Origin of the sequence: Bacillus sp. ILBB4 (genome assembly GCF_035064545.1) — a bacterium.
Taxonomy (GTDB): Bacteria; Bacillota; Bacilli; order Bacillales; family Bacillaceae_H; genus Priestia.
In genome coordinates, this window is the sequence record NZ_JAIQVD010000011.1 from 1 (window position 1) to 12,465 (window position 12,465).

9 protein-coding genes are annotated in these 12,465 nt (G+C 35.2%); 6 read left to right on the top strand and 3 right to left on the bottom strand.

Annotated elements, in window-relative coordinates; all coding sequences use genetic code 11:
• Positions 1-3,119 (bottom strand): tandem-95 repeat protein (locus LAV82_RS26765; protein WP_499717322.1); only part of this gene is annotated, 3,119 nt, incomplete at its 3' end.
• A 559-nt stretch (positions 3,120-3,678) separates the two neighbouring features.
• Positions 3,679-3,963 (bottom strand): DUF4183 domain-containing protein, encoded by a 285-nt coding sequence (locus LAV82_RS26770; RefSeq protein ID WP_016766751.1) that lies wholly within the window; start codon positions 3,961-3,963, stop codon positions 3,679-3,681.
• A 371-nt stretch (positions 3,964-4,334) separates the two neighbouring features.
• Here LAV82_RS26770 and LAV82_RS26775 point away from each other — a divergent pair, with 371 nt between their 5' ends.
• Positions 4,335-4,739: a DUF4183 domain-containing protein gene (locus LAV82_RS26775; protein ID WP_098449653.1), complete on the top strand. Its 405-nt coding sequence runs from the start codon at positions 4,335-4,337 to the stop codon at positions 4,737-4,739.
• A gap of 227 nt (positions 4,740-4,966) precedes the next feature.
• Complete coding sequence (locus LAV82_RS26780) at positions 4,967-5,611, top strand: DUF4183 domain-containing protein (protein ID WP_499717323.1); 645 nt, start codon at positions 4,967-4,969, stop codon at positions 5,609-5,611.
• Positions 5,612-6,743: 1,132 nt separating this feature from the next.
• On the opposite strand, the gene LAV82_RS26785 is transcribed toward LAV82_RS26780, so the two are convergent.
• The gene (locus LAV82_RS26785; protein ID WP_098526675.1) at positions 6,744-7,088 is read right to left on the bottom strand and encodes a hypothetical protein; all 345 of its coding nucleotides are present in this window, start codon (positions 7,086-7,088) and stop codon (positions 6,744-6,746) included.
• Positions 7,089-7,435: 347 nt separating this feature from the next.
• Here LAV82_RS26785 and LAV82_RS26790 point away from each other — a divergent pair, with 347 nt between their 5' ends.
• From LAV82_RS26790 to LAV82_RS26805, 4 genes are all read left to right on the top strand, one after another.
• The gene (locus LAV82_RS26790; RefSeq protein WP_098278561.1) at positions 7,436-7,771 is read left to right on the top strand and encodes an SPW repeat protein; all 336 of its coding nucleotides are present in this window, start codon (positions 7,436-7,438) and stop codon (positions 7,769-7,771) included.
• Between the two features lie 665 nt (positions 7,772-8,436).
• Complete coding sequence (locus LAV82_RS26795) at positions 8,437-9,171, top strand: hypothetical protein (RefSeq protein ID WP_098526676.1); 735 nt, start codon at positions 8,437-8,439, stop codon at positions 9,169-9,171.
• A gap of 368 nt (positions 9,172-9,539) precedes the next feature.
• Positions 9,540-10,199 (top strand): DUF1796 family putative cysteine peptidase, encoded by a 660-nt coding sequence (locus LAV82_RS26800; protein WP_499717324.1) that lies wholly within the window; start codon positions 9,540-9,542, stop codon positions 10,197-10,199.
• A gap of 749 nt (positions 10,200-10,948) precedes the next feature.
• Positions 10,949-12,325: a glycosyltransferase gene (locus LAV82_RS26805; protein WP_098526678.1), complete on the top strand. Its 1,377-nt coding sequence runs from the start codon at positions 10,949-10,951 to the stop codon at positions 12,323-12,325.
• The last annotated feature ends 140 nt before the right edge of the window (positions 12,326-12,465 follow it).

Consider the following 12,465-nt stretch of genomic DNA (forward strand, 5'->3'; position numbering starts at 1 on the left):
CCTACTATGGCACCTACTACTGGGCTGTCTTCTTGTGTACTGAACGTGTAGTTTGGCACCGTTGGTGCATCATTCACCGGCGTAACAGTGACTGTCACCGTGGAAACAGCCGTTCCTCCCTGGCCATCTGATACCAACACCGTAAACTGATCAGTTCCGTTAAAATTTAAATTCGGTTGATAGCTAAAGGTTCCATTGGCATTCACCACGGCTACTCCGTTGCCAGGCGCAGCTTGCAAACTAAACGTTAACGGATTTCCATCTGGGTCTACTGCCACGATTTGATTGATTAACGTGCTGTCTTCCGCAATGGTAAAGCTGACATTGGACGTAATTGGAGGATCATTTACGGGTATGACATTGATGGTTACCGTGGAAACGGCCGTTCCTCCCTGACCATCTGATACCAACACGGTAAATTGATCGCTCCCATTAAAATTCGGATTTGGTTGATAGCTAAAGGTTCCATTGGCATTTACTGCCGCCACTCCGTTGGTTGGTGCAACTTGCAGCTGATAACTAAGAGGATTTCCATCTACATCTGTCCCTACTATGGCACCTATTACTGGGCTATCTTCTTGTGTGCTGAACGTGTAGTTTGGCACCGTTGGTGCATCATTCACCGGCGTAACAGTGACTGTCACCGTGGAAACAGCCGTTCCTCCTTGCCCATCCGATACCAACACCGTAAACTGATCAGTTCCGTTAAAATTTAAATTCGGTTGATAGCTAAAGGTTCCATTGGCATTTACTGCCGCCACTCCGTTGCCAGGTGCCGTTTGCAGGCTAAAGGTTAATGGATCTCCATCTGGGTCTACCGCTACAACTCGATTGATTAACGTGCTATCTTCCGCAATGGTAAAACTGACATTGGACGTAATTGGAGGATCATTTACGGGTATGACATTAATGGTTACCGTGGAAACGGCCGTTCCTCCCTGACCATCTGATACCAGCACCGTAAATTGATCGGTTCCATTAAAATTTAGATTTGGCTGATAGCTAAAGGTTCCATTGGTATTCACTACAGTTATTCCATTTGTTGGCCTGTTTTGCAACTGATAACTAAGAGGATTTCCGTCTACATCTGTCCCTACTATGGCACCTACTACTGGGCTGTCTTCTTGTGTACTGAACGTGTAGTTTGGCACCGTTGGTGGATCATTCACCGGTGTAACAGTGACTGTCACCGTGGAAACGGCCGTTCCTCCCTGGCCATCTGATACCAGCACCGTAAATTGATCGATTCCGTTAAAATTTAAATTAGGGGTATATATATAGGAACCACTGTTAGTTACAGTAACTGTTCCATTTGTTGGTGGAGACTGTAATTGAAAGGTAAGTGAGTTACCATCCACATCTGTAGCTTGTATCTGACCAATTAGAGGGGTATCTTCATTAGTGATAACTGCATAGTTTTGAGTAACAGGATTATCGTTTACAGGCGTATTTATAATTGTAACTATGGAGGTAGCTGTTCCTCCTTGCCCATCGTCTACAATAGCCGTAAATTGATCGGTTCCGTTAAAGTTTAAATTAGGGGTATAGACAAATTGTCCATTAGGATTAACTGTTACTATTCCATTGGTTGGCCTCGTACCAATACGATATGTTAATGGATTTCCATCAATATCATTGCCAATAACTGTTCCAATTGCTACAGTATCCTCGGGATTTGTAATAGTATAGTTTGGAACTGTAGGAGGGGTATTAATAGCTGTTACGCTATTAACAGGAGACGCACCTGATCCAGTTAATACATTTCCTGGTGTACTTTCAAATTGGTAATTAATAAAAACTTGATTACCAAGAGAAGAGATTGATGTAAGAGGGCCAACCACTCTAACCTGATATGTCAAAACTCGAGTTTGATTGATATTCAGTGTTCCAAGGGGCAGACCATTTCGAATATCCACGTTTGTCTGAGTAACACCATCTACTTGTAAACTATTAGGAATAAATGTTGTTGCTGAAGACAATGGATCTGTAGCTATTAGGACATTGGCTGCAGCAGTTCCAGTATTACTTACTTGAACTGTATAAGTAATGATATCCCCTGTTCGAGCAGATGTAACATTAGCAGATTTTGATACATTTAAAACAGGTGCATTAATATCTACTTGAAGAGCTAAAGCACTAATAACATAAGTATCTCCATTTGTCGTCCCACGTACGACGGCGCTAGTTTGATTATTTGATAAACGGGCTGAGACGTCAATATTGGTAATATCCCACCCCTGTCTCGCACCAGATAAGCTACCTCCTGGTGTACTATTTAAACTGCCAAACTGTCCACTTGTATCTAATGTACCACTGTCGTTATTAATCTGAGAAGCGAAAAAGTTATTTATTGGATTATTAGGACCAGAGACAGGCTGCAAAGACGCAGTTGTAGGCCCAAATTGAAGCTGGTCACCTACTATAGCCGAATCTCCTTCAATAGCACTTACTAATAATCTTCCGTTTACTGTTCCTGTAATAGGCGTGCCAAATCCAGATACAGCTGCTGTAGAACTTCCTGTAGCTGAACTCGTTAATTCTGCTCCAACAAAAATAGATAAGTTTCGAGACTTTTGTAAAGGATCAGCATACACTACAGCCAGTGTCCATCCTGCTGCATTAGCGTTGTTCTCTGTTGTACTTTGTGTTCCAGGAACTCCTAGAACTGAATACGTACCTGCTTGAGAAATCAAATTTGTTACATTTGCACTACGCACATAATAAAAACTTGAACTTGTTAAGGTAAAGCGTGTAGCCGTATCTGATTGCACACTAACCGTTCTGCTAGGAGTAATAAAAGTGACAGCATTATTTAGAGCAGAACTAACATCCTCTCCACCATAAAGGTAGCTTCCTCCCCATATTAATTCTGCGTATAGAATTTGAGTAGTAGTAGATGGAAGTCTTAAAATAGCACTGGAGGAATTTTGTAAGTAATTCGCAGTAGTTCCTGTAGGAAAGGAGCCGTCTACAGAAGTTGGGTTGACACTAAAGAACGTTCCAATTGACCCTGCAGTTCCAGGAGCATTAGCATTAGCTTGTTTATTTAACCCAAATGTGTTACCTGTAAATGTAATAGCTCCATTGGCATTGGTTAAAAACCGATTTACATATGGCAATTAATTCACCTCTTAGAATAAAATAAATCGTTTCAATATATAAGAGAAGTAAGAAAATGTGTATATCTCCCCTCCTTTATAAATGAATATGTTTATATGTATGCGCCAAAAAGCCCAATCATTAGGTGGGAATTAAGTGAGGTTAATTTCCGCAACCCTCATCTTAATACAATAAATAAAAAAACTACTGAATTTAGTCAGTAGCTTGTCATAAAGCAATTAGAAGCTTCTTATGTAAATCCAGATGGTCACATTACATAATTTCTCCCTCTTTATTTGATACCTGAATAAAGAAAACGTAAGGGGATAAAGGTGACAGGTAGATTTTACTTATTTAAAAGAAGATATACTGTTGAAAAAAGAGATGTAAACCTAACTATTATAAGCAATCATATGATCGTGTTATGCTTGAGACTCCATCTCTTTTAGTATTTTGTTTGTGATATAATTTCTATCCTTGCTATTGTCTAATCACTGCTTTATTTGAAAATAAGAAATACATATTTCTGAAAAATGTCTGATTTGCTTACAGAAGAACTAGTCCAGAAATAGGATACGACTAGTTTACAACAAATTCTATTACAATTGGAGTTGCTGGAGAGAGTGTGTCACCATCTGGAATAGTAATGGCAGCAGTGGTAATAGTCGATGTATCAGCTGTTTGAATTTGACCATTAATATAAAGGTTATAATATGCAGGTGATGATGGAAAAGCTGTAGCAGCTATACCTGTATCAGTCGTAAAAGCTGTAGCAAGAATAGTGTATCCAGGACCTGTGCCTGTTCCATTTCCTGCTATAGAACTGAATTTCAGGGAATTCATAAAAGGTTTTACAATAGGCATTCATATACACCCCTTTCTAAAAATATTAAGTTTAGCATTCTCATGTGAATTTATTAATAAAAAAGAGGCAAGAAACAACTTTATAATATACGTTACCTGTAATTTTGATTTTAACTTGTTAGCAAGGTACTTGAAAAAGTCTTATCTCTATTGTATTATTCTTCTCCCCCGATTTAGAAACGGCGAATAACTAAATATATAAATATATATTCAAAGTCTTATGTCTAAAAGTATTAATTATTAAGAAATAAGAAATATGTGGACGAACTATAGACATTTGACAGTTGCGAATTTAGAAATTTGGATTATTAATAGAAAGAAGGACTATCTAATAATTCCTTCACTAATTAATTATGAAGGAGTGAATTTATATGCCTATTATTAAACCGGTTTTTACAGCTACTAGCACTATTACCGGAGATGTTACAGTTGCCACTGCAACCAGTGTTGCTCCTACACCTGCTAGATTTACTGCAATCGTTACAGCCCCAATGGTTGTTGGCCTAACAACAACCGTACCTGCTGGAAGCTTTATTGATGAAAATGGAACTGCTCTTACAGTCTTACCTACGCTTGCCTCTAATTCTTATGCTACTGTTTATGTTAATGGTGTAGTTCAACCAACTAGTGCGTACATTTTGTCACCAACTGATCTAGCACTTGATGATGATGTCACGGTTGGAGCACCTGTTACTTTAGAAATAGTGACTCACACAGCAACCTCCACTTCAACACCAACGAGTACTTTAGCAGTTACTACTGTTATTAGTACGTAATACCATTAATTTCATAATTATATTAACTATTGTTTGTATAAATCTAGAAACTTTTATCCATTAAGGTGAAGAGCTATATTGGTTAAGAAGAAGATCACAAATGTGATCTTCTCTTTTTATTTATGCATTTCCGAAATTACATTAACTGAGTATATAATTTATCCCCTTTTATTCGGTATGAGAATATATTAAAACAAAATTAACTGAAAGGAGGAGGTAAAGATAGGATGAATATAAAGCACAAAGATCATTATTATAAAAAATTATGTTATCAAAAAAAGAAATGCAAAAAACGTTACTCTAAAAAGATTTACAGTGAGTACAAACTTCCGGACTCCCTTTCTAGAAGGGATCCTTCATGTATTAATAAGTTTTGTTCTTACTGTAAATCTCATCCTTGCTGTTGTCTAAAACCAGGACCACCAGGACCTCAAGGAGTCACAGGACCTCAAGGAGCTACAGGACCTCAAGGAGTCACAGGACCTCGAGGAGCTACAGGACCTCGAGGAGCTACAGGACCTCGAGGAGCTACAGGACCTCGAGGAGCTACAGGACCCCAAGGACCACCAGGACCTCAAGGAGCCACGGGACCTCAAGGACCACCACTTCAGGGAGTAATACCAACAACTAGCTTATTATACTTTACTTTTTCAGATGGACAGAAACTTGAATATTTAAACAGTGATGGTGTACCACAATACGGAGATGCCAAAATATTGTCACCGAATAAAGTTTCCTATATTAACTTATTTATAAATGGTATTCTGCAGCCTCAAAGTACTTACACAGTTGAAGAAGGAAAATTAACTTTAGAAGAATCTCCTTCAAAAGATGTACCAATTACTCTACAATTTATAATTATCAATTCATAAATATAAATTGTATATACTATGGCTGTTGCCTTTACTAATTAAGATAATAGATATTAGGGAATAAAACTTCACTTTACGTCCTATAGAATATATATAATGAAATTTTCAAAACATGGGCTAGCTTACTTGTTGTCGGTTTTATCCTTTATTACTTCCTACTCTTGATTTAACTAGCTATTATCTTCAAAAATTATACTTAAAACTTAGCTATTTTACATTTGTGCCCGAGGGAACCCCGTCTCCTTCTAAGCCGAAAAAGTTATAACAATTATAAAAAGCCTACTCTTAAAATTTGAGTAGGCTAAGTTATTTTAACGTATTCATTAATATCATTAAGTTTTTTTACCTGCGATTATGTTAACTATGCAAGCGACCCATTGTGCGACCATAGGTATGTCTCTATTGTATTTTTAATAATAGAAAAAGAGTAGAGAAGTTATTTCTTTTAGTACCGGTTTGTAGTGAAAAGGAAAATATAAGGTTTTAAATGAATATAAAAGAATTTTTTATATTTTATTTTTCCTTCTTATAAATCCTTGAGATTAGCCAATTTATGGAGAAAGGAATAAATAATGAAGTTAGCTGAAGCATAGCCGTTGGAACTAATGATGCCAGTGACTCTCCCTATATAAAAATATTTATAAATTTTCTGTGTCCTAGGACAAGAGGAAAAACAATTCATTAATCAATGATTAATATAGGATTATGCAATCAAACCTCTTACTGAACCTCATACTAATACAACTAAGGAGCATGTTCTTTTACATAATTATCACTATTAGGGATAGAGCAGATTAGAACTAATGATTATAATCATTTTTATTTGTATCTGAACATGTATATTTTTTATTAGTGTAAATATTCGTTTCAGAATTTTTTCCCTATAGTTAAGTTTTCCTTCAGTTAGTTTTTAGAAAGACAGATGACTTTAAGAATACAAATTACTTTATGGTCATAGGCCTGTTTTAGGTGGGTTATCTATATGAAAAACATCTAACAGCATGGTATTTACTATACATATATTGCTTCACTAGCTTGAAAACAAAAAAGAAAAAAACTGACACAGTGTTCTTCCTTTTTGTTCCTCTTATTTCATGAATTTCACAAACCAACTTTTGGTTAGCTTATATGCTTATTCTAATGAATAAAACTTTACTTTAAATGTTTCCCGAACCAAATCTGTGAACCCTACCGTAGAACTTATAGAAGGGTTTGCGATGTACCATCCCTTACTTTGTCTAATCAGATCTGGCATTTTAAGAATTGAACCATTTCCTACATTATGCCAAATGACATGATCTGTACTGTTTAGATCATCACTCATAATATCAAAAGTAAATGATATACCCTGATACTTCCTTTCAACTACAACCCTAACTTTTTTATTCGTAGGTAAATGAAAAAGTGAAAAGTTACGACTCGATCTGCTTTTTTGACCAGGGATTGGGGTACATAAAGAGTTTATCTCTGCCTCCATTTTTAGCCTTCCCTTCTATATGGAACATAAGGAAATAATATAAAAGAAAGTAAAAATATATGATTATTTCGACAATTTTTCTCCTATTTAAAAAATATTAATATACAAAAATAGTAATTTTACAGGTAATTATAAAGTGAAATGAGAAATATAAAATACAGTTAAGACCTGCAGCCCTAATCCCTATTTGAGCACAAATAATCTGCCCTCTACAGATTGTTTGTGTTGTTTTATAAATCACTATAAATCACTATGTATCCTCATTTTAGTTAATGTTAATAATTTTTAGGCATATAATTCAGTAATGAAATCTTTAGGGATTTCATAGACCTTTGGGAGGTGTAACCGTGAAAATAAGGGGTAATTTAAATGCATTAATTGGGATCTGGTTTATTATCGCACCTTGGGCTATTGGTTTTTCAGATCAATCAGGAGCTTTATGGTCAAGTATTATTTTTGGAATTATTCAAGTTATTGTATCATTGTGGGGCTATGACAAGCCTGGTTGGAATTCTTGGCAAAATTGGGTTTCAACAATTACTGGTGTCTGGTTTGTAATTTTCCCATTCATCTATTCATTAACAAATGGAGAAGTTTGGTCAAGTGTAATTCTTGGTTTAATCACGATTATATTTAGTTTATGGAGCTTGGGATCTAATTCGGGCTCAAAGGCTGTGGGTTAAGGATAAAATGGATAGGAGCCAACTACTTTAGCAAGCTACTTAACAACGATGAAGTGGTTAAGGATCCAAAAAGCGAAAATCAAAAAACAGGGAGCTATTTCCTAAGGGGAATAGCTCCCTGTTTTTTGATCTGGTTGTACATGTTTAAGATCCCCATTTCCTTGTGCAACAAGTTGCTCGTTACGATAATTTACTGGGGATTGTCGATTTAATTATTTTAGTCTCTTTATATAATATATTGATTTTTTAATACTTCTGGTACGTAAATCCTTGCCTTTTCCCTCCCCCATTAAGATTCCATGGAAATTCTTAAAACAACATTCCCCATTTCCCATCTTTTGATGTAACACTCTTGATCAGTATATCCTTTTTTTTTGCACGCCTCTATTATCTAAAAAAAGCTTGACCCTCTTTTCCATCCAAGGTCGACTAACTGTGATTTTTTCAACATCCGCTCTAAGGGTGCAGCCTCGAGGTTCAGCGTTCTTTTCTATTCTAAACGTATACAGTAAGTAAAGATTATCCAGTTAAAATAATCATTATTATTAAGAAATTGGAACTCTCAATTTTAATGGCTTTCTATCTATCTTCACATGTCCAAACTTTTTTCATTCAAGTGAATATTCTACTAGTACAAATATCTTTTATGAAAGGAGAACATCTCTTTGCCAATCAATATTCAACCGATCCTCATCAGTATGGAACTTATTCTACAGGATGTTTTAAAAACAAATTTAGTTACGCCACAGTACCCCGCTGCATTCAGAGAAATAGCAATACCTGTCCCTACACCTCCGGGAGTTACCAATTTACCCTCCTTTATTTATTTTGACCTTGATAATCAATTTACCTTAACACAAGAACAAGGTATTAAAGATGCCATTTCACTTGTACTATTTAATTGGTTCCATCATCTGAGGCAAAAATGGAATGGTGGAGCTAATAATGGTATTTCTAATTTAGCTGCTTGCAATAATGTGTATGCAATACGGAATTTACAACCTGCTTGGTATACTGGACCACGTATTCCCAATGGGTTAGTGGCTACGAACATAGCTATGGATCAATTCACCCGACTTATACGTGACAACGGTTTGCGTCTCGCTCCCAAAGCGAAGATCTTTGCTGGCTCCCTTGATAATGATTCCCTTACTTTGGCTTTAACAGCTTTAAACCGAACCAAAGTACCTTTATCATTTATTGTTGATCTATCGAAGGTAGGCAATATTGGCATAGATGCAGGATCCATTATGCATGCTTGGTTACATCGGGCAGGATTTTATAATCCTAATACAACTAGTTATTTTATTACGGAGTGTTCAATGTGTATTATGCGGGATTATGAACTTAAAAACCTCTTCCTACCCGATAGTGCTTTCTATAAATTTTTTAGCCAATGATGAAGAAGTTAAAAGTGGAAGGGATATACAAAGTTAGTTTTTAAAAGAACTAATCGAATCTAATATCTTGAGCAAACTACCCAGGATGCTCTAAAGCGTCCATTTGGAAATCCACATTGTTTTGAGTTGACAACATGTATCATGAAAAGCTACTGAGACCTGTTCAGTGCTTTTCCTTGTTTTTTTAATGTATATCATATACAGATCTACTCAACATAATGGAGTTTATCGATATCTAAAGAATCTTTTAAATGGGTATTTTTTCCTCTGGAGCTTATTTTTATAATTCACCTTTTTTACAACTTGTCCAATCAAATTTATCCAATTAATCATCTTATATAGTGAGTCATAAAAAAAGGAGAATTCTGTTGAAGCTAAAAGAAATTAAGGGCTTATATGATGTAATTGTTAGTTTAGGTAGCGCTTGTAATCCGGCAATGGAATTAAAACGGTTAAATTTAAGGACAATCGCTGGACCATTAGATTGGAGTGTAGCTCTATCACTTTCAGATGTTAATAGACTACTTAAAAATAAATTCAATGGCTTTATGGAACTTGAAAATATGCAATTGATAGATGGAGCATTTGCATTTAGTAATGACGGAGTCTTGATTGAAGGTGTCAAATCTTATTTAATAGAAGATACCCATTACAATATTATTTCAGTACATGATTTCCCAATAATTCCAAATCAACATTGGAGTGCAACATATGTTTCCTATAAAGATAAACTTACCCATCGAATCGATCGATTTTTCGAAAAAATTACAAGTTCTCAATCTATTTTATTTATTAGATGGGCGGCTACCTATGAACAAGCTGTAGAATTACAATCGACTTTGGAGGGAATTGTTAAAGGTCAGTTCAATATTCTTATTCTTTGCCCAGAAGAAGGCTTCAAGGGTGTAAGTGAAATTGATTGGGGACTTGATAAAATATGTGCAGTTAAAGTACCTAGAATCCCAAATGACCCTGGGACTTGGAATTATGTTTTAGAAGGTATAACATTGCCCCCCAGAAAACAATAGTATCCATCGAGTTATATAGTTTCCTACCTTCCTGTTCTCTTTCGAGATAACGACATTCGTTTTCTCTCCTATCCTTTACCCTCTGTCACATCGTTGAATCTTATGAGCCCCTTCCCGTTTACACAAGTGACAAGGAGCTTACCAAGTTCCGCATCTTATAGATACGACGAGGTTAGATGGGTTCTTTACTTCGGGCAAAATTTGGGGCACATCCCAGCATTATTAAGATTATGAATCTTCTTTTCCTAGCAATGTTTTGAGTCACGTACTGACTCTCTGTTTCCGTATTTCCGCATACAAACCATGAATCTGTTGTTAGAAACGCAGTTTGGGACGGAGATAGTTTTTGCGTCTAAACTAGTGGCGTAAGCCACACTATATAAAAGCGACTTTTTCTTGCACCATAATAAAGCTTATCGGTAATCACAGATATATAACACTATAGGCAAGTACTTAAGTATTGAATTGAAGGCTTACTTACAGCGGTGGCTCTTTCGGATAATAGAGATTGTTAATTCTTATTTCTGATTATCTTTTCCCAAATCACATAGAAATTGTTAAATAAAAAAGATGAATTTGAATTTCTTAACATTTTAATCTGGAACAATAATTTTTTAGATGAGGTTCATGGAAGTATTATTACTTCAAAATACTTTATTCTTTAATCAATTCCCCAGCATTTATAACTCATTTTTTGTATTGTACAGGCATTTTTCCACCAATTGAATATTATAAAAAAAAAGGAAAGGATGATTAAAATAGATTCTTATGGTCATTATTACAACCCTCACAATGGAAAATATTATAAAAAGGGAAAATATTATAGAAAAAAGGGAGAAAATAATCAAAACAAATTAAGAGAAACCAAAAGTGAAATTAATCAAGTCCATAATTTGGACAACAGCTTATATAAGATGAGTATAAAAAATAATCATAACCATCCAATTAAAGTTAGTATAATTATGCCTACCTATAATAAATATAATCAAATCTCCCTTTCCCTTTACGGCCTCTCAAAACAAACGTTTCCCGACTCTGATTATGAGGTTATCTTAGTAGATGATGCTTCTTCTGATAAAACTCGTGATATTTTAAAAGAAATTGACGTCCCATTCAAATTTAAATATATACGTATGAAAAAAAATAAAGGACGTTCCTTTGTCCGCAATATAGGAATTAAGCATTCTGAAGGAGATGTTTTAATCTTTTTGGATGGAGAAATGTTAGTGACTCCTCATTTTATTCAAAACCACTATAAACATCACTTGCAAGAAACAAACCTTGTAGTCACGGGAGCCATGCATTATGAAGGAGTCTATACTTTTATTATGCCGGATTATAATGAAGATCAATTTGCACACCTAAAAGATCTAGTGAGAAAAGATCCTAAGTATATGGAAATATACGAAAGTTACGAACGTACTAGACATAAATCAAAGAAACCTTATCCGCTTGTAACAATAGAAGATATTGATACAGAACGCTTTCAAAGTTTATCATTTTCTAACCGATATTTCCTTAATAGTGGGTTAAAACATTTTGGGGAGAGGCTTAAGGGGTTTACACTTCCTTATATCGCATTTTTAAGTGGAAATGTATCAGTAAGGAAAGAAGAATTAAACAAATCTGGATATTTCGATGAAACCTTTGTTGGTTATGGGGCAGAAGATTGGGAAATTGGATATCGTTTATATAAAAACGGAGCGCAATTTGTTTTAGATCCCTCTACAGTTGCTTATCATCAAGAGCATCCAATATCTAAGAAAAAACTTAAAGAACAATGGGGTAATCATTATCGTTTCGTTAAAAAACATCCAAATATAGACGTTCTTATCTTATCTCTTGAATGGAAAGAACTATCATTTATGCATATGCATCAGACATTAGTTGAATATAATGCACTAGATGAGCGTTTTCCAAATGAATATAATGAACTAAAAAAAGCTTTTCGAACAATGCTTTTTAGAATTATTGAATGTTTAAATAACGAGCAGCCTGTTACAGAACTTTACAAACTTCCTGGCGGATCAGAGGAAAGAATAAAAATTCATCAACAATTTGAAACATTACGTCCTCGGGGATTTGATTATCTTGCAAGTTCCTTCGAACAAATATATCACTTGTAGTCTTTATAAAGCCAGGATTAAAATTAAAAACAAATGATATGACAGAAAGAAACTACTTTCAAACAGTAGGTTTGTAGAACATAAAATTTTAGTTACCATAATGAATTTTACAGACATGGAAGGCTTATTCGCTGATTAAC

Excerpts from the sequence above, each read along its gene's own strand:
- LAV82_RS26770 (WP_016766751.1), bottom strand. The coding sequence starts at position 3,963 with ATGCCTATTGTAAAACCTTTTATGAATTCCCTGAAATTCAGTTCTATA.
- LAV82_RS26775 (WP_098449653.1), top strand. The coding sequence starts at position 4,335 with ATGCCTATTATTAAACCGGTTTTTACAGCTACTAGCACTATTACCGGA.
- LAV82_RS26780 (WP_499717323.1), top strand. The coding sequence starts at position 4,967 with ATGAATATAAAGCACAAAGATCATTATTATAAAAAATTATGTTATCAA.
- LAV82_RS26785 (WP_098526675.1), bottom strand. The coding sequence starts at position 7,088 with ATGGAGGCAGAGATAAACTCTTTATGTACCCCAATCCCTGGTCAAAAA.
- LAV82_RS26805 (WP_098526678.1), top strand. The coding sequence starts at position 10,949 with ATGATTAAAATAGATTCTTATGGTCATTATTACAACCCTCACAATGGA.